Origin of the sequence: Streptomyces sp. SS7 (genome assembly GCF_037993025.1) — a bacterium.
Lineage (GTDB): Bacteria > Actinomycetota > Actinomycetes > Streptomycetales > Streptomycetaceae > Streptomyces.
Map to the genome: position 1 here is coordinate 7,961,061 of NZ_CP141223.1, position 19,223 is coordinate 7,980,283.

At 67.9% G+C, this 19,223-nt stretch carries 14 protein-coding genes and 2 pseudogenes; 7 read left to right on the plus strand and 9 right to left on the minus strand.

The genetic code is table 11. From position 1 onward, the window contains the following. Positions 1 to 6 precede the first annotated feature (6 nt). Entirely contained in the window at positions 7 to 1,263 is a 1,257-nt protein-coding gene (locus tag U5640_RS36630) for an FAD-dependent monooxygenase (RefSeq protein ID WP_340382409.1), read from the minus strand. A gap of 409 nt (positions 1,264 to 1,672) precedes the next feature. Beyond that, the gene (locus tag U5640_RS36635) at positions 1,673 to 2,614 is read right to left on the minus strand and encodes an alpha/beta fold hydrolase (protein WP_340382411.1); all 942 of its coding nucleotides are present in this window, start codon (positions 2,612 to 2,614) and stop codon (positions 1,673 to 1,675) included. A gap of 294 nt (positions 2,615 to 2,908) precedes the next feature. Between U5640_RS36635 and U5640_RS36640 the strand changes: the two genes are divergently transcribed. Next, positions 2,909 to 3,532 carry a TetR/AcrR family transcriptional regulator gene (locus U5640_RS36640; RefSeq protein ID WP_340382413.1) on the plus strand — a complete coding sequence of 208 codons (624 nt, stop codon included), beginning with the start codon at positions 2,909 to 2,911 and terminating at the stop codon, positions 3,530 to 3,532. Positions 3,533 to 4,066: 534 nt separating this feature from the next. On the opposite strand, the gene U5640_RS36645 is transcribed toward U5640_RS36640, so the two are convergent. Next, positions 4,067 to 7,795: a P-loop NTPase fold protein gene (locus U5640_RS36645; protein ID WP_340382415.1), complete on the minus strand. Its 3,729-nt coding sequence runs from the start codon at positions 7,793 to 7,795 to the stop codon at positions 4,067 to 4,069. Between the two features lie 252 nt (positions 7,796 to 8,047). Between U5640_RS36645 and U5640_RS36650 the strand changes: the two genes are divergently transcribed. Then, on the plus strand, positions 8,048 to 8,455 hold the full coding sequence (locus tag U5640_RS36650; protein WP_340382417.1) for a hypothetical protein: 408 nt from the start codon (positions 8,048 to 8,050) through the stop codon (positions 8,453 to 8,455). A gap of 3 nt (positions 8,456 to 8,458) precedes the next feature. Here the strand turns inward: U5640_RS36650 and U5640_RS36655 are convergent, their stop codons facing one another. Then, positions 8,459 to 8,956 carry a toll/interleukin-1 receptor domain-containing protein gene (locus U5640_RS36655; RefSeq protein WP_340382419.1) on the minus strand — a complete coding sequence of 166 codons (498 nt, stop codon included), beginning with the start codon at positions 8,954 to 8,956 and terminating at the stop codon, positions 8,459 to 8,461. A 503-nt stretch (positions 8,957 to 9,459) separates the two neighbouring features. Between U5640_RS36655 and U5640_RS36660 the strand changes: the two are divergent. Continuing rightward, positions 9,460 to 9,631 (plus strand): annotated as a pseudogene (locus tag U5640_RS36660) (IS1380 family transposase); the annotation flags it as partial. Between the two features lie 37 nt (positions 9,632 to 9,668). On the opposite strand, the gene U5640_RS36665 reads toward U5640_RS36660, so the two are convergent. From U5640_RS36665 to U5640_RS36685, 5 genes and pseudogenes are all read right to left on the minus strand, one after another. After that, positions 9,669 to 9,965, minus strand: a complete 297-nt coding sequence (locus U5640_RS36665; RefSeq protein ID WP_340382421.1) for a hypothetical protein — start codon at positions 9,963 to 9,965, stop codon at positions 9,669 to 9,671. Positions 9,966 to 10,223: 258 nt separating this feature from the next. Continuing rightward, a pseudogene (locus tag U5640_RS36670) lies at positions 10,224 to 10,328 on the minus strand (IS481 family transposase); the annotation flags it as partial. Positions 10,329 to 10,354: 26 nt separating this feature from the next. After that, positions 10,355 to 11,638: a TniB family NTP-binding protein gene (locus U5640_RS36675; protein WP_340382423.1), complete on the minus strand. Its 1,284-nt coding sequence runs from the start codon at positions 11,636 to 11,638 to the stop codon at positions 10,355 to 10,357. Continuing rightward, entirely contained in the window at positions 11,613 to 13,253 is a 1,641-nt protein-coding gene (locus tag U5640_RS36680; protein ID WP_340382425.1) for a hypothetical protein, read from the minus strand. The genes U5640_RS36675 and U5640_RS36680 overlap by 26 nt, the downstream gene beginning before the upstream one ends. A gap of 665 nt (positions 13,254 to 13,918) precedes the next feature. Then, positions 13,919 to 14,596 carry a TnsA-like heteromeric transposase endonuclease subunit gene (locus U5640_RS36685; protein WP_340382427.1) on the minus strand — a complete coding sequence of 226 codons (678 nt, stop codon included), beginning with the start codon at positions 14,594 to 14,596 and terminating at the stop codon, positions 13,919 to 13,921. Between the two features lie 352 nt (positions 14,597 to 14,948). On the opposite strand from U5640_RS36685, the gene argC reads away from it, so the two are divergent. The 4 genes from argC to U5640_RS36705 are packed head-to-tail and all read left to right on the plus strand — an operon-like array spanning position 14,949 to position 19,223. Beyond that, positions 14,949 to 15,977: an N-acetyl-gamma-glutamyl-phosphate reductase gene (gene argC, locus U5640_RS36690; protein WP_340382429.1), complete on the plus strand. Its 1,029-nt coding sequence runs from the start codon at positions 14,949 to 14,951 to the stop codon at positions 15,975 to 15,977. Next, on the plus strand, positions 15,974 to 17,125 hold the full coding sequence (argJ, locus tag U5640_RS36695) for a bifunctional glutamate N-acetyltransferase/amino-acid acetyltransferase ArgJ (RefSeq protein WP_340382431.1): 1,152 nt from the start codon (positions 15,974 to 15,976) through the stop codon (positions 17,123 to 17,125). Before argC ends, argJ begins: the two co-directional genes overlap by 4 nt. Next, positions 17,122 to 18,033 carry an acetylglutamate kinase gene (argB, locus tag U5640_RS36700; protein ID WP_340382433.1) on the plus strand — a complete coding sequence of 304 codons (912 nt, stop codon included), beginning with the start codon at positions 17,122 to 17,124 and terminating at the stop codon, positions 18,031 to 18,033. Before argJ ends, argB begins: the two co-directional genes overlap by 4 nt. Continuing rightward, positions 18,030 to 19,223, plus strand: coding sequence for an acetylornithine transaminase (locus U5640_RS36705; protein ID WP_340382435.1), 1,194 nt, complete (start codon positions 18,030 to 18,032; stop codon positions 19,221 to 19,223). The genes argB and U5640_RS36705 overlap by 4 nt, the downstream gene beginning before the upstream one ends.

The window sequence follows — 19,223 nt, forward strand, 5'->3', positions numbered from 1 at the left end:
CTCCACTCACGCCGCAGCGGCGGCGATATCCAGACTCTTCATCCGCGCACTGTTGGTCCTCGTCTTGGCGAGCAGCCGGCCGGCGATCGGCAGCCGGGCGATGCGGATCATCACGGACCGAAGCAGCAACTCGGCGCGGTTGCCCGGGGTGAAGAAACCGCGCTGGCTCACAGCGCTGCCGCGGTGGTGGTCGATGAACGGGCGCAGGTGGTCCTCCCAGTCCCGCAGCGCTCGTGGCACGTCGTGCGGGTGGCGTTCCAGCACGGTGCCGAGCAGGTCCGCCCCGGCCAGGCCGGTGGACGCCCCCATGGCGGAGTAAACGGTCAGGCACCACGCGGCGTCGCCGACGAGCACGACTCGACCGCGGTGCCAGTGGTCGAGGTGCACCTGCTCGGCGGAGTCGAACAGGTGGTCCGGGGCCTTCTCGAACTGGTCGAGCAGCCAACCGAGCGTGGAGCCGGTGGGCTCGGGGCCGTAGGCGGCGCGCAGCGAGTCGATGGCCGGCCGGGTGAACTCGGCGTCCACGTCGTCGGTGCGGTAGGAGAACATCACCGTCGGCAGACGGTCGGCGAACGGGAACACCCACACCGATCGGCCCGCCTCGGCCATGGTCAGCCCGTCCCTGGGACGGTAGCCGGGTATCGGCTCGGGCAGGCTGTACACGGCGATCATGTAGTTCAGCCGACGGATCGGGCTCTGCTCGGGCTCGAACGCAAGCCGGCGCACCGTCGAGCGCAGTCCGTCTGCCCCGACCACCAGGTCGAAACGTTCGACGGTCGTCGTCTGCGTCGTCAGGTCGCGGATCTCGACGTCCACCCCGCCGGGGTCCTGGTCCAGCGCGATCGGCACGGTCGAGTACCGGATCTCGACCTCGTCGGGCAGGGCGGTGAAGGCCGCGTCTTCGATGTCGCCCCGCACCACCAGTCGAGACCCGCCGAACACGTCGGCGTAGCTCAATCCGCGGCGGCGCCGACCCGTGCGGTCGACGTCGTAGCTCACGCTTTCCGGAGCGACGCGATTCGGCACCGCATCGGCGAAGCCCAGTCGTTCGGCGGCGGCGAGCCCGGTCCCGAACAGGGCGATGAAGTATCCGCCGCGGCGCCGCTCGGGGGCCTTCTCCAGCACCACTACGTCCCAGCCCGCGCGATGCAGTCGCAGCGCGGAGGCGATCCCGCTGATCCCGAGGCCGACCACCAGGGCCCGCTGTGGCGATGTCGTGTTCCTGCCCATGGGATTGCGCTCCGACATTGTCGTGTTCTCCATCTGGTGGGGGGTGGGGGCGGCCGTTCAGGAAGCCGAGGATGTGGAGTCGTCGAGACGGGCGAGGACGTCGAGGAGCGGGGCATTGCCTCAGCGGGACGCTCCTGCTGCTTGCTTGCTGGGCATGACTGAAACAGGGTGAAAACTGATCGGTTTTCAGACAGGAAGACAGGTCGGCTTCCTCGCGACGAAGGTGAGGCGAGCGGTGACGGGCCGAGATCTCAGGTCTTCAAGATCACCCTGTGGCCCCTCGTGGGCTTGCCTCGGTGATCCCCTGGAGGGCCGCGTCGGTGTCCGCGGTGGCCGGCATCCTGTTGATGTCAGCGCCGGCCGCCGCGAGGCCCCGACCTGGGGGACCAGATCGGCGGCGTTGCCGGCCACCCACACGCCCTCGGAGCCGGCCGTTCGGCCTTCAGGTGCGCGCGGACGTCTGCAGGAACAGCTCAAGGAGTGCCAGCAGCGTCTCGGGAGCGTACTCGGTCGGGAAGTGGCCGGCGCCCGGAATCTCGACCACAGGTGCGTCGGGGTAGCTGAGCCTGAACGACGGGATGACGTACTGGGGCAGCAGTGCGGTGTCCCGCATCCCGACCGCCAGCATGGCCGGCACGGCGCGCAGCGCGGCGACGGCTTCCATGGGCGGCGGCCCGGGCGGGGGACCCTGGGGGCCCTCAAGGACCTGCCGGGGGAAGGCGATGACACCGCGGCACTCCGCCGGGGTCGGGAAGGGGCTGGAGTAGGCGCGGATCCAGGTCGGCGTGGCGATCTCGGGCCGGGCGACATGCTGCAGGTCGATCATCAGGTGGGCGATGGTGTGACCCGCGTTGCCGAGGATCTGCTCGAACGAGCCGTCCGGGAGCGCCGAGTGGGCCCACTGGAACCACCGGCTCTCGACGCCGTTGGCCTTCATGAGAGGGGCGATGTCGTCTGCGAGCGGCAGCACGGTGTTCGTGGCGAAGATCCGGGAGATCCGGTCGGGGTGGCGCAGCGCGAACCCGGTGCCGATGGGGCCGCCCCAGTCACGGAGCACCAGGGTGATGTCCGTGAGGTCGAGCGTGTCGACGAGCAACGATTCGAGATTCAGGATGTGTTCGCTCGCGTCGTACGTGCGATCCTGCGGTGTCTCGCTCTTGCCGAAGCCCATGTGGTCGGGGACGACCACGCGATGGTGACGCGACAGCGGCCCGATCAGGTGGCGCCACTCGTAGCCCCACGTGGGCTCGCCATGCAGCATGACGATCGTCTGATCGGGGCGTGAGGGGCCCTCGTCGACATAGTGCTGGCGGAAGCCGGCAGCCTCGTTGAAGCGGGCGGGATACGGCCACGTGCCGTCGAACGTCTCGTCAGCAGCAATCACGGGATATCGCGCCTTCCGGTGCGGTGTTGTCCGCACTGACCGCGGTCATGAGGTCCTCCGAAGTATTGGTTCTGAAGCAGCCTTCACCGGCTGGCTCGTTCTTGCGCCGAGCTGCGCGCCACGCCCCGAACCTCATGAGTTCAACCTCCAAGCCGCCTTCGCGGCGTCACGGTCCTGCGCGCCCGGACCAAGCCGGTCCGGTGAGCTCAGCACGGTTGTTTACTGAACAGTCCGAAACCTAGATAGTTCTGTACTGGGTTGTCAAATACGGTGGGTCGGCTTTACGTTCGGCGCATGGCGAGACCACGAAGCTTCGACCGCGACCACGTCCTGCATGCCGCCGAACGGCAGTTCCGCGCCTCGGGCTACAACGGCACGAGCGTCGACGACATCAGCGCCGCCACCGGCCTGGGCCGCGGCAGCCTCTACGGAGCGTTCGACGGCAAGCACGGCGTGCTGCTGGAAGCGATGTCCGGGTACTTCGCCCGGCTGGGGCAGTTTGCGCCGAAGGCGCTCGCCGGACCGGACGAGGGCGCCCTGGAACGACTGCACGCATACTTGCTCCGCGCCGTCCACGGGGTGCCACTCGCCCCCGACCTACCCCCCGCCCCTGACCGGGCGGGGGCGGCCTGCTTCGCCGCCAAGATGGCCCTGGAGATCGGCGCCTCCGACCCCGAGGTGAAACGCCTGGCCAACGACTGCTTCTCCGTGGTCGCCACGGCGGTGGCCGAGTGCGTGCGAGTGGCGCAGCGCAACGGCGACATCGACCCCGACGCGGACCCCGACGACCTCGCGTACCTACTGCTGACCATCATCCGCGGGAGCGATGTCGTAGGCGCGTACGGCCACAGCCCCGACCGCCTGACCTCGATTGCCGAGAGCGCGTTCGCCTTGCTGCCTCGCCCGCGCCACACCTGAGAAGGGCACGGACGGCCTCGTTGCACAGGCAGCTGATGCGGTCGGCTTACTTCGACGCCGCGGAGACACGGCCCGCAGGTTCACGCGCCACCGGGCGCTCGCCTGGGCGGTCGGCGAAGAACTGCGCTCGATTCCAGCAGCGTCACCCGGCGCTCGCGGCACACGACAACTGCCACCACAACCGCCACGGTCCCCGGCGATACCACTCAGGGTGGATGCCAGTGCCTAGGTCGGCAATCGAAAATATTTGCCACATACCGGAATGAGTAATTATCAATCAGGCTAATCGCGCCAGCTCGGAACTGGATCAAGGGGTGTCGTGTCTGACGAAGCCCCGGAACTACCAGGCTGGAGGGTGGTTGGCGATTCGGCTACGGCGCAACTTGGCCAGAGCGCGACTTTGGGTAATTGTCCGGCATTGTGAACCGGTGAGAGAGACGCGGGTCGGGTAGACGTCTGTCAACGGGATGACGGTGGTTGAATCCCGCCCGCGAGTGCGGCGGCCTCACGGGTGATCATCCTGGTTCCCCCTCCTCAGTCGTCGTTGCTCCGGCTGATTCGGCGGCTTCTCAGCAAGCCGGTGCGTTCGGTGCGGTAACCGACGGCTGTCAGTGCCCTGATGCCGCGATCTTCGAGGCCGCGCCACTTCTTGCCGCTGGCTTCGACGGTCTCGCGCACGGCCTTGCCCATCCCCTTGGGGACGGACCCCATCAGTTGCGACAGGTACTGGATGGCAAGTTCGGCGGATCCTTGGTTGGCTTCGAGCATGGGCAGGAGGATCATTTGGATCAGGTCGCGGCGGGCGGCTGGATTCGTGACGTTCGCGGCCCTCCACAGGTCGAGAACGGCGCGGCGGTCGGGATTCTTGGATGCACGGGAGTACCGCTCGATCAGCAACTCGGCCGTCAGGGCATCCGGGAGCCTCCCCCACCCGGCCGAGGTCAGCATCTGCACAGGCAGACGGGTACCCGGACCTGCCAGCAGGCCCTGCCAGAAACTGACCTGGTCCTGGGCGGACAATGCAGCCAGCTGTGACGCGACTGCCTGAAGCAACGCGGCGTTGGTCTGCATCGGTGACGGTTGCCGCAGGCCAGCCGAGACCGCTTTGAGCAGCTCCGATGCCGAAGGCTGTTCAAGCGCGATCCACTCGGCCAGTGTTTCGCCGGCGTAGTCGGGACAGCGTCGGGCGTAGTCGGCCATGGCGGCCGCTGTCGGCAGCGGCTGAAGACTGTCCCTGTCCATGCCACCGGTCACCAGGAGATGGCGCGCGCGGACCTGCAGGCGAGTGTGCTCGTTCCCGGGCATCCAGCCGCCCTCGTCAAGTGCAGCCACCAGAGCGCGGGCTTCCTCGGAGTCCAACGAAGCGGGACCCGGAGATCCCAGGTCACGCAGGCAGTCGTTCAGGAGGGAGGCGATATAGGTCAGGATCGCACTGTCGTGTTCGACCAGGAGGTCATCGCCGTCGGTGAGCAACTCGGTGACAGCTGCGGCCTGGTGGCGTACGAAGGTCGCACGCTTCAGTAGCCCGCTCTCCTCCAGTGGTCGCAGCACGTCGAGCAGCCGGAGCTGCTCCGTGGCCTCCGCGTCGGTCGAAGGACGGGACAGCGAGGGAAGGACGAAAGGCGTGATATGTGCATGTTGGCCCGGGGGCTGGTCGTCGAAGAGCCGCATGAAGCTGCCCGCGGCGCGGCCGACCTCCTCGGGCTTCAGCGTGTTGCCGGACTTGCTGGCCAGCGCCCACAGCTTCTTCAGCGAAGTGTTGAACTCGTCGGGCATTTCGGTGATGGGTGATCGCGGATCGATCAGCCCAAGCCACGTCGGCCAGCAACTGATCGAACGTCGGTGAGCGCTCGCCAGTACCGCCCGAGTCAAGGCAGTCTCCCGTACGGCGGGGATGTCGTCAGCGTGCCGTTCCACGATGTCCCGGCCCGGTTTGCTGTCCAGTGCCAGCAATAGTCCTACTACAGCGTGCGCCGCATCGGGGCATTCCTCGCACCAGTGCTCCAGAAGCTCCTCCAGCCGCCGCATCGCCTCGTCGGGCGACCGCGGCTCCGTAGAGGGAGCCGCGGGGACGGATTCCGACTGGTCTTGCGCTTTCGTCCATTCCTCGTGTTTCTCGATCAGTGCCCGCAGTTCCTTGGCGAGGTAGGGCCCGACCTGCTCCATGAGGATCGCGGCTTGAGACGAGGAGAGTTCGGCGAGCATGTCGGCCATGTCTTCCTCCTCGCCCAGCAGATGCTGCGACACCAGCTGTTGCACGAGGCCGGGATCTGCTGCCAGGGCTGGCTCGACGTGACGCATCACCATGCTGGCTGTGGCGGAACTGTCTCGGACGGCAGAGTGCCGCAGAACGATCGTGCGCATCTCGACTGCCGCCGGACGGTCACTGGACAGCGCCAGCCGCCAGCATCCGGGTAGTACCCCGTCCGGTAGTGCGTGCGGGGAGTTCGTGAGGATCGGGGTGAGTGTCTCGACTGCGGTGTCCGCGGTGCCGTCCAGGGAGACGGCTGCGTCACCGCAAACGGCCAGGACAGCGTGGGCGACGTTCTCCTCCTCCAGGCCGATCGCGTCCCGGGCCTGCTGCAGGAGCAGGGCCAGCGCGGCAGAGCGGTCTTCGACCGGAAGCTCACCGACAGAGGAAAGGACGCCGTCAAGTTCGGCGTTCTGGGCCTGCCGCTCCAGTGTCTCGGCCACAGAGGCGGAAAGTCCGAACACGCTACCGCTGGTCTCCATGAAGATCAGGTCCCTGCCCGGGCCCGCCACGTTGCGTGTCTTCTTGAGGTAGGCCACGAGCTGCTGGCCGTGGTGTCTCCGGACGTCAGCGGCCTTCTTCTCGTCGTTGTCGTCTTCGTTCTCGTCAAGGTCCTCAGAGTCACTGAGATGCTGGTCGACGGCTGCGGCGAGGTTCGCGTAGCGGCGGGCGGCTTCCTTGACCTGCTCACTCACGAGGAAGCCCAGATCGGTCTCGGGGTTGGCATCCAGCGCCAGTACGAATGCGCACAACCGATGGTCCAACAGGAGGTCCCTGGCGAACAGCGGAAACTCCACCCGGAGGCAGACCAGTTTGGCGATCTCCTCGACCCGCTTGGCGGGGTCGATCTCCAACAGCCCGTCCGCGGCCCGTCGCTGAGCCAGTCGGTACGTAAGGACGAAGGTGTTCAGCAGCGCCTTGACCCGGCGGGGACTGCGCACATGCGAGGGCACGAGAACGCTCACCACCAAATTGACGTCCACCGTCGCCCATACGCCGCCCCGCCCTCGAACCAGGTCGGCGGCGAAACTTGTCACCTTGGGCACCAGCAGAGGAGGCAAACTGAGCTGGTACTGGAACACCTTGTCCAGGTAGCCAGTTCCGCTGCTGTAGTACGGGTTGACGGTGTCTGCAGGAGTGGCCTGTTCCAGAGCACGCGTGAGTGCCTCTTCCAAGACCTGCTGGTCAGCGGCGACGACGAATACGCAGCGGTCAGCCCCCAGGAACGTGCGCAGGGCGTCCAGCGTCGCTACGACGTCGGAGGGCTTACAGCGGTCCAGCTCGTCGACGAACACGACAAGCCGATCTACGCGGGAGCGCGTGACGAGGTCGGCGAAGAGTCTCTCGAACTGCTCGTCACTGTCAGCCGCTTCCGTCTTGTGCTCGCGTGTCAGGGTTCGCGAGACCAGCACCATCAGAGACGTCAACAGTGCTGCCGGCGCGATGCCTGCCTTCAGCGCTCCAGCCAACATGTTTGCGAACGTCGGCCGGAAAGCCCCGCCGTGCAACCAGGCAAAGAGCGCCATGGCGACGGCGAAGAACGCGACAACGGCACCGAACATCCAGCCGAACATCTTCAGGAGGCGCCACACGGCACCGCGCTCGAACTGAAGCCGCACGGCGACCCGTCCGCCGTAGAGCTCCTCGTGGAACTTCTTGTCCTTGATCCCCAGGGCGGTGGCGACCGCGATGATGAAGTTCCGGCGCAGCGGGTTCTCCGCGTACTTGAAAGCGTCAAACCGCACAAAGCGTACGTCCGACTGCTTCTCAAGGAGTCCCTTGAGGAGATTGGCCACCCCCGACTTTCCGCTACCCCACGGCCCCCATACAGCAATGTTGGTCGGTGTGGGAACGGACAGCACCACGTCGTACAGCTGCTCGGCGATGTGACCGTGAGCTAGCCGGTCCCCTTGGGCGTTGTCGACTTCGCGGTCCCGGATCAGGTCGTCCGGCTCTATGCGGTTGCTGTCCCTCGGCGTCACTGGTGCCCCGTTCTCGGGCTCTGTGCCCACGTCCTCCTGAAGTGCACGGTCTGTACCGGTACTTCATTCCGGCCACACAATAAACGGCACCACTGACAACAGGTCGCTCCCGCAGCGTGATCGGCTGTCCGGCACTTCCCTAGTCGGCATTGCTGGAGCCGTTGTCGGATTGGACTGCTGGCCCGGCCTGCCGTGCCACAGCCAACTCATGGACCCACACGTTCCCCGTCCGATCGCCGAGCTCAAGCTCCGTCACTGGTACGCCATCGGGGGAACTCCGACGTGCGGTCGCACCCGTCCGTCGCGCTGATGGTCGCCGGGGCCAACGGGCAGGCTCGCCGCATCGCCCCCGGCCTGTTTGGTGCGGACACGACCGACGCCCAGAGGTCCGAAGCTCGCCTGACGCTGCTGGGGGCGATCACCCGATGGACGCAGCACGGTGCCGATGCCGTCCAGCAGCAGACCGCCGGCCCGTTCTCGCTCGGTGTGGATGCCCGGCTGTCGTCGGGCTACCGGCTGTGGCCGAGCGAGGTGCAGCAGCTCCGCGAGATCGTCAGCGGACCACAACTACGACGCGCGTTCGTAGTCGACCGGGTGCCGGTGCAGCGCACCGACCGTGAGCACCACCCCGGCTGCGACTTTTTCTTCTCTCGCGGCAACGGCATCGACTGCTCGTGCGGGTTGAGCTGAGTGTCAGGCAGCGGGAAGCGCGGCGGCAGCAGCAGCGATCTTGGCGGCGACGGCGTCGAGCGACGATTCCTTTGTGCTCAGCCCGGAATGGGATGCGAGCATGGGGCTGACGTCGTAGAGCTCGTCGAAGGTCACCCCGTGCGTCACGGGCACGACGCGATTGGTGTTGAGCAGGACGGCGAGTTCCTTTTCGGCGATGCCCTCGTTCTTGATGCTCTCGAGTAGGGATGGCGTGACCAGCACGATGCCGATGCGGGAGTTACGAAGCCCCTTGTCGATCTCGCGCATCTGCAGCGAACCGAGCGGGATGTCTTCCTCGCTGAACCACACCGTCGCGCCACTGGTCTTCAGGTGGCCGTAGAGCTCCTTCGCGCTGCCCTCACGGTCGTTCCAGGCGTGGCACAGGAAGAGGTCTCGCTTGTCCGGGTACGTCTGGGCCTGTGCCGCAGCCTTCTCGGCGTAGGGCTCGACCGCCTGCCACTCGGTCGGGGTGTACGACACCGTCCTGCCGGACCTGGTGCGACGCGAGGTCCCACCTCCGGATGAGCCGTACGACGAAGACCGGCCTCCGCCGCCGCTGCTGTACGAGGAGCCCGACGGGTATGACGACCGGGAGTATGACCTTCCCCAGTTGCTGCACGCTGGGCAGTTCGCGGCTCCACTCGCGGTGCGGTGGCCTCGGGAGGGTGCTGTGCATTGCGCCATGGCCCCATGGTAGGGGGAACCACCGACACAGTGTCATAGTTACTGCACAGCCTTCCCGCCTGACGCCTATCCGTGACGGAACTCCACCACGTCGTCGGACAGGTATCGAGTCCTGCAACTGCGTCAAGTAAGCGTGCCCTGGCTGCCGCGATCGAGAACAGAGCAGGCGTCTCCTAACCTCGCGCTTTCATGAAGCCCGGTGTCCGACGGGTGGTCGGGTAAACGAAAAGTGCCTCTGACCAGCAAGAATGAGGATTGTCGAGGTCCTTGTTCCTGCCACCGTCGGAGGCACTTCCCAGGTGAAGAAGCGTATCGGTTCCTACCCTCGTGTCCGCGTTGGGGGCGGTGGCCGGACCAGTGGTCTCCCAGGCGGGAGGCATCCTGCTGGTGGAGACGGTCCGCAAGCCCGGGCTGGATCAGGCGATATGGGCGGCCCTGACACCGTGGCGCAGGCCGCGTGTCGGCGTACACAGTGACGTGGCCTTGGCAGGATTTTCGTAGACGGAGATCATCTGGGTGCTGAGGTCGGCCGGTCCGTATACCGGCGGCGGAGGTGGGCGATCAGGACGACTCGATGGCGGAGGAGCGGGACGCCGGCGCGTCCTGCCATCAGGCGTTTCTGGAGTTTGACGTCGGTGATGCGGCCCTCGTTGACGCCGGAGTTGTAGGTGGTGGCAATCCCCTGGGCGACGACATGCTGGTCTTCGCGTAGGGCTCCGGCGATACCGGCGAGCGGGCGCAGTCCGCTGTGGGAGAGCCCGTCGAGCCAGGACGGCAGTGAGAGATGACTGCTGTTCCCGCGCATGCCGATTGCGTCGAGTTGTGCGCGCTGCTCGGGCTGAGCTTGTCGGCGCGGGGCCGTGGCGTGGTGGAGCGTGGTCCTCGATCGTGGGCGTTGACCCCATGGGGCTGGATGAGTGTGGTGTGGGCGGCGACGTCGCCGGAGTCGGGACTGTTCGATCCGGTTGAAAGGTCCCTGTGTGTCGCGCGGCCGCCCGCAGTGCGGGTATTCGGCTTCCAGATGGATCCGACACGCGGTGCAGGCGAAGACGATGGGCAGGTGCTAGATGTATTGACCCGCAGCGTTGTTCACACGGCTGATCGGTGGCTGGCCGCCGAGTGCGGTGTGGCAGCGGTGGTGGTTGTAGGTGTGCAGGAAGTCTGCCAGGAATGGATGCATCACGGCACCATCCATCAGGCGCCCGCGCGAGCAGCCGGGCCAGGGTCATCGAAAACCTTGTTCCGGGGCCGTTTCGCCCGTGTGGTCTTCTTGTCGGCCGTCTGCGGAGCGGCCGGGATGACGGGCTCGTCCGGCGGCTGCTCGGGCCAATCCCGCCGGAGCACGATCTCGTCCAGCAGGCTCTCGTCGATCATTTCCTTCCCGGACTCCATGGCTTCCTGGGCACCGTCTTCGAGCAGGCGTCCCAGCAGGCCGATGACACCGCCGGTGCGACGCATCAAGTACTCCGGCATACCGCTGCCGGTGAGCATGCCGTGCGTCGCGTTCATCAGTCGCAGGTGCTGCTCGATTCCCTCCAGGTGATCGACGAAGGCCTGAATCTGCTTCGGGGTGGTGTAGCGGAACCGGTCGATCTCGATGAGCTCGAAGCGGTGTTCCGTCTGGGTGACCTCCAAACCGTGGATGCGAGTCGACTCCAGCTGCGGCATCTCCCACTGCAGGGTCTTCTTGTTCCACGTGGCCTCACGCAGCAGCCCGATGCCGGAGATGTTGACGCCGGTCAGGATCAGAGTGACGTCCAGGCTCATAAAGGCCCGCATCAAGTCGAGGACGTCCTGGTCATCGGCTCTGTGCATCCGCAGCCGGCTGATGTCGTCCAGAATCAGAGCTTTGACGCCATGGTCATAAAGGGAGTCGGCGACCTGCCGTACCAGTTCCGGCAGCGTGGCCGACTTGCGGGTCGGGGCGCGGAAGAAGCCTAAGATCGACGTGCAAAGGCTTTTCGGGGTTGCTGTCACCGGGGTCGAGACATAGACGATCGGTGCGTGGAGATCACGTGTGCCCGGCAGAGCCTGGGGGTTAAGGTGGCCGTGGAGTTCCAGCCACTGCTTTTCGAAGACGGCCCCGGCTGAGCAGACAGACGCGGTCTTGCCGTAGTTGCCCCAGCCGCTGATCATGACGCCGGCGCGGGTCGGGTCGTTCTTCTTCCTCGTGTTGCCGCTCAACCGGCGCCGGATCAGCTTGCCGACCTTGTCGTGCATGGGGGTGTCCTGCAGCGGGAGGTTCGCGTTCGTCAGCTCCCGGTAGAGGTCGTAGTCGTACTGGCGGCTCTCAGGGAGCATCGACCACTGCTGCGGGGAGATCGTCGGAGCGGGGACGAGTACGTCGTAGTGGGTGCGGTAGTGCTGCCAGCCGGCGTAGGTGTCGAGGGGCGGGCGGCTGCCCAGGATCAGCTCGGCGATCCTGGCTCGTGAAGGCAGACCGTCCAGCGGATCATCGTGAGAGAGGGCTCGGGTCACGTGTCGTCCTCCTGGACAGGTGTATCGGCTTCCGAGTCGTCGGGGGGCGGAGCCGGAACATGGGACGCCGGTTCAGGGCCTCGTGCAGCGTTGCCGGGGCCACGGGCTTGACGTCGGCGAGGGCTTCTTCGCGTCGTCGACGGCGGTCGGCGTCGACCGCGTGGTCGATCGTGCGGGCGTGCTCGGCCCAAGCCGCGGGCATCTCAGGGGGAGCTAGCTCATCCGCGATGGCGGGTGCGGCGGGGCGGTCAGCGGCCGCAGCCTGTGCGCGGGTGATCTCGCGGGCTTGGGCGACGCGCTGCTTCTTTCCGGCCTTCCTCTTGGCCTGGCTGGGCCATTGGTCGACTGGGGTGACCGAGCCGAGGATCCCGAGCAGATGTTCCAGGAGCTCGCTCTCGGAATGGATCCTGATCTTGTTCGCCCTCACGCGTGTCAGCAGGGCGTCGGCAGTCTTGTCCGAGAAAGCAGGGATCTCACCTTCGGGCGGCAGTCCTCTCCAGCGCAGAATGTGCCAGGTCTCGTGGGCGGCAGGGTCCTGGAAGAACACCTGCCGGCGGTCCCTCCGGTCACTGCGGACAACCCACTTGCCCGCGTGTTTGCCGCCCCGGGCGGAGGGCTGCTGGAAGCGCGGCTCGTCGAAGACCGGGTGGTGATACCAGAGCCCGAGGATCTTCACCCCGCGACGAGGATGGATCTTCACGTGGTGTTTGCGCAGGACCTTGTAGTAGAAGCTCGGTTCGGGGAAGTCCAGGTCGAAGCCGCCCTGTTCCATCGCGGCAGCGAACAGGGTGTTGGGGCTGTGGTCTTCACCCGGCGCCCAACTCGGGGCGTATTCGCCTAGTTTACGGTTCTGCCAGATCTGGACGATCCAGGTCGCGATGATGTGCTCGGCTTGCGCGAGCGTGAGGCTCGCATCGCGTTCCGGGTCGGCCCCGCGGTCCGCGACGTCACCGCCGGTGAATCCCAGCAGGTGCTCGAAGAGCATGGTCTGGATGGTGAGGAACTGGCGCTCGACCGCGAACTTGTCGGTCTGCCGCAGGACGCGAGCAGGCAGGATCCGGCAGCCGATCTCCGTTTCGGCTTCCACCAGGTCGTGATTCTTGTAGGGGCCGCCGTGGTCGGTGGTGACCGTCTCCGGGGCGAAGAACGGCAGAGCGGCGACACGGTGACCGGTGAACTCGGCGATCACCTCGGCCGGCACCCCTGCGTAGGGCCATTCCATGTCCTCGCCCCAGCCGTCCCGCATCGGAAGCGGCAGCATCACGTCCCGCAGCAGCATCGCGATGTCGACCGAGGTGTCGGACTGGAGCGTAAGCCGGAAGGCCGGCAGCCCGTGCGTGTAGAGATCGAGTGCGAGCGTCAGCGTCGCGGTGATCGCGTCGCCGAACACGGTCTCGCGCAGCTTCACCGGCATCGGGGTCGAGTCCAGCACCAGAACCTGGCCCGGCCTGTGGACCACCACCCGGCCGGAGACCCCGGCCTCCGCGGCCGCCTCCGCCGTCCGCCCGTAACGCGGCCGAGCTCCGCCGGGCCCGAACCACTCCTTCCAGACGGCCGCGAGCGTCCAGCGTGAAGGGATCTTCTCAGTGGGAAACGTCGGGAACCGCTCACGCATGTACTGGTGCATCAACCGGTGCTTGGCACCCTGGCTCAGGCGGGCGCGTGGGCCGCACTCGGCCTTTACTGCGAAGATCGCCTCCCGGATCTCCTTCGTGATGGTGCGGTGCCCGCTGCGTCGCCGCGTCCAGCGCCCGTCCGCGCAGGCCAGCAGGAGACTGTCGCCCGCCAGTCCCGACAGACGTACCAGCGTCCGGTAGCTGAGGTGCTGCAGACCGCACCGGACCGCCTCCGGACGGGGCATCGCCTCTATCTCCGCAGCCTTCGCGTACCGACGCTGAGTCAACGTCGTGCGGTCCGGGTCGTAGGCCGGCCGGGGCTCACCCGGCAGGGCCCGAGCCGGGTGGCCCTCCCGGAACCCCGTCTCGGCCTCCAGCACGTGCGCCGCCCGCAGCCGGGCCCGCTCCAACTGGTCCTTGGTCAAGTCGGCCAGTGTCCTCGGCTGCCGGGCGACCGGCGGCGGGCGCCCGGACTCGACTGCCGGAAGACGCCGCAGGTCAGCATGGTTGATGAGCCAACGGAACGAGCGGGTCTCCGTGCGGCCGTCGTCATCCACGAGGACGAGCCGGCCGAGTTGACCGTGGACGTCGTCGACCGTCCACTCGACGCCATTGAGCGCGACCCGCCTACCCGGCGCGATCTGCAAGAATCCCCTCGCTGCCATCACACCGCCCAGATCAGTGAGCTGTGGCGCAAGGGACTGCCCAGGTCAACGCCGAGCTCGCGGTGCCAGAGCAGCCGGACGATGTTCGCCCGGCCAACGGAAGGCACGCTGGTCGCCTCCGCCAGGTCGGAGAACGTCATCGCCTGCTCCTTCTGCCCGCTGATAGCGGTGAGCAGCTGCTCGCGCATGCCGAGAAGGTCCCTCGCCGGCCGCCGGCGCGAGGACAGGTGGTCAAGGACGCTCCAGACATGTGGTCGCCAGCCCGCGACCACCGAGTAGCGCCAGCCGCAGGCAGCCGCCACTTCCCTGGCCGCCGCGAACTTCAGCGCGTCCTCTTCCTTGATCAGCTCCATCGGGCGGACGTCCAGCAACCACATCCCACCGCCGATCACGGCCAGGAAGTCCGGGATGTGCCAGGCGCGCCCGCCCGCATGCTCGAAATCAAGCCGGAACGGCTGCGACAGCACTTCCGATGCCCTCAAGAAGTCCAGCGCGACCAGCAGGCTCACTTCCTTCAGCGACTCGAAGCCATGCTTCCCGCCCGCTGACGCCATCGCCTCCAGGCCGGGGCGGTGCCGCTGCTTCGCCCGCCACGTGAACCCCCGCATCGGCCGGGACGACATCACCGGTACGTGAGCCATGTCCCGGACCGGCCAGCAGACCTCGTCGGTGCCCACCTGCCACGTCGAACTCCACCGACGCGGCCAGTCGTCCCCGAGCCGCAGCTGATCCCGCAGTCCGGCGTCCCCGTCGTACGCCGTGACAAGGTGGTCCAGCTGACTTGAATCCGACGGGATCTTCGCTCTCGCTGCCTCGCCCACTCATCCAGAGAAGCACCACTCGACCGGCGACGGGGGCGTTTCGCTGGTACTGCCCGCAACACAGCGTGACGGGACCAAGATTTGCCAACCAGCGTTCTCCATGTGCCAACTAAAAATCTCCGTCGCAACCGGCACCCGGGACGCCCCTCCGGAGATTGCATAAAAGTGCAGCGAAACGTATAGTCATGCCATCCAGGAGGAGGAGTCCATGGCGGTACGTGCGGCAGTGGCCGGAGCGAGCGGGTATGCGGGCGGCGAAGTGCTGCGCCTCCTCCTCGCGCACCCCGAGGTCGAGATCGGCGCCCTGACCGGCAATTCCAACGCGGGCCAGAAACTGGGCGCGCTCCAGCCGCATCTGCTCCCGCTGGCCGACCGGGTCCTCGAGGAGACCACGGCCGAGGTCCTCGCCGGACACGACGTCGTCTTCCTCGCCCTCCCGCACGGACAGTCCGCGGCCGTCGCCGAACAGCTCGGCCCGGACGTCCTCGTCGTCGACATGGGCGCCGACTTCCGGCTCGCCGAGGCGGCCGACTGGGAGCGGTTCTACGGCTCCCCGCACGCCGGGACCTGGCCCTACGGCCTCCCCGAACTGCCGGGCGGCCGCGCCGCGCTGGAGGGGTCCAAGCGCATCGCGGTCCCCGGCTGCTACCCGACGGCCGTCTCGCTGGCCCTCTTCCCGGCCTACGCCGCCGGCATCGCCGAGAACGAGGCCGTGATCGTCGCCGCCTCCGGCACCTCCGGCGCGGGCAAGGCGCCCAAGCCCCATCTGCTCGGCTCCGAGGTGATGGGCTCCATGTCGCCGTACGGCGTCGGCGGCGGCCACCGGCACACCCCCGAGATCGTGCAGAACCTCAGCGCGGCGGCGGGGGAGCCGGTCTCCGTCTCCTTCACACCCACCCTCGCGCCGATGTCCCGCGGCATCCTCGCCACGTGCAGCGCCAAGGCCAGGCCCGGCGTCACCGCCGAGTCCGTCCGCGCCGCCTACGAGAAGGCCCTCGCCGACGAGCCCTTCGTGCACCTGCTGCCCGAGGGCCGGTGGCCCGCCACGGCGTCCGTCCACGGTTCCAACGCCGTTCAGATCCAGGTCGCCTACGACGAGAGCACCGGTCGCATCATCGCGATCAGCGCCATCGACAACCTCACCAAGGGCACGGCCGGCGGCGCCGTCCAGAGCATGAACATCGCCCTCGGGTTCCACGAGAACACCGGGCTTTCCACGATCGGAGTCGCACCGTGAGTGTCACGGCAGCCAAGGGATTCACGGCGGCCGGCATCGCCGCCGGAATCAAGGAGAACGGCAACCCGGACCTGGCCCTCGTGGTCAACACCGGGCCGCGCCGCGCCGCCGCGGGCGTCTTCACCTCCAACCGTGTGAAGGCCGCGCCGGTCCTGTGGTCCGAGCAGGTGCTCAAGAGCGGGCAGCTCTCCGCCGTGGTCCTCAACTCCGGCGGCGCCAACGCCTGTACGGGCCCCAAGGGCTTCCAGGACACCCACGCCACCGCCGAGAAGGCCGCGGACGTGCTGGGCGTCGGCGCGGGCGAGGTCGCCGTCTGCTCGACCGGCCTCATCGGGGTCCTGCTCCCCATGGACAAGCTGCTCCCGGGCGTCGAGACGGCCGCGGCCCAGCTGTCCGGACACGGCGGCGAGAAGGCCGCCATCGCCATCAAGACCACCGACACCGTCCACAAGACCTCCGTCGCCCAGGGCGCCGGCTGGACCGTCGGCGGCATGGCCAAGGGCGCGGGCATGCTCGCCCCCGGCCTCGCCACCATGCTCGTCGTGCTCACCACCGACGCCGACGTCGACGCCGGGACCCTGGACCGGGCGCTGCGCGCCGCCACCCGGGTCACCTTCGACCGCGTCGACTCCGACGGCTGCATGTCCACCAACGACACCGTGCTGCTGCTCGCCTCCGGCGCCTCCGACGTCACCCCGGAGTACGAGGAGTTCGCCGCCGCCGTACGCACCGTCTGCGACGACCTCGGCCAGCAGCTCATCCGGGACGCCGAGGGCGCCAGCAAGGACATCCGGATCGAGGTGGTCAACGCGGCCTCGGAGGACGACGCCGTCGAGGTGGGCCGCGCCATCGCCCGCAACAACCTCCTCAAGTGCGCCATCCACGGCGAGGACCCCAACTGGGGCCGGGTGCTCTCCGCCATCGGCACCACGCGGGCCGCCTTCGAGGCCGACCGTCTCAACGTCGCCATCAACGGCGTCTGGGTCTGCAAGAACGGCGGCGTCGGCGAGGACCGCGACCAGGTCGACATGCGCTACCGGGAGGTCCACATCGTCGCCGACCTGGCCGCGGGCTCCGAGACCGCCACCATCTGGACCAACGACCTGACCGCGGACTACGTCCACGAGAACAGCGCCTACTCCTCATGAGCAGCCCGACGCGCAAGCACACCGCGCTCCCCAAGGCCCAGATCCTCATCGAGGCCCTGCCCTGGCTCACCCGGCACAACGGCAGGACGGTCGTCATCAAGTTCGGCGGCAACGCCATGGTGAACGAGGAGCTGAAGGCCGCCTTCGCCCAGGACGTCGTCTTCCTGCGCCACGCCGGCCTCAACGTCGTCGTCGTGCACGGCGGCGGCCCGCAGATCAGCGCCGCCCTCGACCGGCACGGCATCGTCAGCGAGTTCAAGGCGGGCCTGCGCGTCACCACCGAGGACGCCATGGACGTCGTACGGATGGTGCTCGCCGGACAGGTCCAGCGCGAGCTGGTCGGACTCCTCAACCAGCACGGACCCCTCGCCGTCGGTCTGACCGGCGAGGACGCGCACACCATCACCGCCACCAAGCACCGGCCCGAGATCGACGGCGAGCTCGTCGACATCGGGCGGGTGGGCGAGATCACCGCGATCGACACGGGCGCGATCGAGGCCCTGCTCGCCGACGGCCGGATCCCGGTCGTCTCCTCCATCGCCCGCTCCCAGGACGACGGACATGTCTACAACGTCAATGCTGATACGGCGGCTGCGGCACTCGCTGCGGCGCTGGACGCCGAGACCCTCGTGGTCCTCACGGACGTGGAGGGCCTCTACGAGAACTGGCCCGAGTCCGACGAGGTGATCAGCCGTCTGACCGCCTCCCAGCTGGAGAAGCTGCTGCCCGACCTCAGCGCCGGCATGGTCCCGAAGATGGAGGGCTGTCTGCACGCCGTCCGCAACGGTGTGCGGACCGCCCGGGTCATCGACGGGCGGGTGCAGCACTCGATCCTGCTGGAGATCTTCACCGACGAAGGAATCGGCACGATGGTCGTGCCCGACGAGCAGCAGGGGGAGTCCGCGTGAGCAACCAGGAACTGACCACCCGGTGGCAGGGCTCGCTCATGAACAACTACGGCACCCCGCGGCTGCCGCTGGTGCGCGGCGCGGGCGCCCGGCTGTGGGACGCCGACGGCAAGGAGTACGTCGACTTCGTCGGCGGCATCGCGGTCAACGCGCTCGGTCACGCCCACCCGGCCGTCGTCGAGGCGGTCAGCAGGCAGATCGCCTCCCTCGGCCATGTCTCGAACCTGTTCATCGCCGAACCCCCCGTCGCCCTCGCCGAACGGCTCCTGCACCACTTCGGCCGGGACGGCAAGGTGTTCTTCTGCAACTCCGGCGCCGAGGCCAACGAGGGTGCCTTCAAGATCGGCCGGCTCACCGGGCGGCCCCACATGGTCGCCACCCACGGCGGCTTCCACGGCCGCACCATGGGCGCCCTCGCGCTCACCGGCCAGCCCGGCAAGCAGGAACCGTTCCTGCCGCTGCCCGGCGAGGTCACCCACGTCCCGTACGGCGACGCGCAGGCGCTGGCCGCCGCGGTCACCGAGGACACGGCACTCGTCATCATCGAGCCCGTCCAGGGCGAGAACGGCGTGGTCGTGCCCCCGGCCGGCTATCTGAAGGCGGCCCGGGCGATCACCGCGGCCACCGGCTCGCTCCTCGTCCTCGACGAGGTGCAGACCGGCATCGGCCGGACCGGGCAGTGGTTCGAGTACCAGGCCCACGAGGGCGTCCTGCCCGACGTCGTGACGCTGGCCAAGGGGCTCGGCGGCGGGCTGCCGCTCGGTGCGACCGTCGCCTTCGGGCGGGCCGCGGACCTGCTGCGGCCCGGCCACCACGGCACGACCTTCGGCGGCAACCCCGTCGCCTGCGCGGCCGGCCTCGCCGTCCTCGACACCATCGAGAACGAGGGGTTGCTGGAGAACGTCAAGCGGCAGGGCGAGAAGGTGCGGGGCGGGATCGAGTCTCTCGGCCACCCATTGATCGATTATGTCCGGGGTGCGGGTCTGCTCCTGGGTATCGTGCTCTCCGAGCCGCTCGCGCCCCAGGTGCAGCAGGCGGCTCAGGAGGCCGGATTCCTCGTGAACGCGCCCGCCCCCGACGTCGTCCGGCTGATGCCGCCGCTGAATCTCGGCGACGACGCGGTGGAGGCGTTCCTCGGGGCGCTGCCCGGCATCCTCGACACAGCCAGCGGGGACGGATCCGGAGAATGA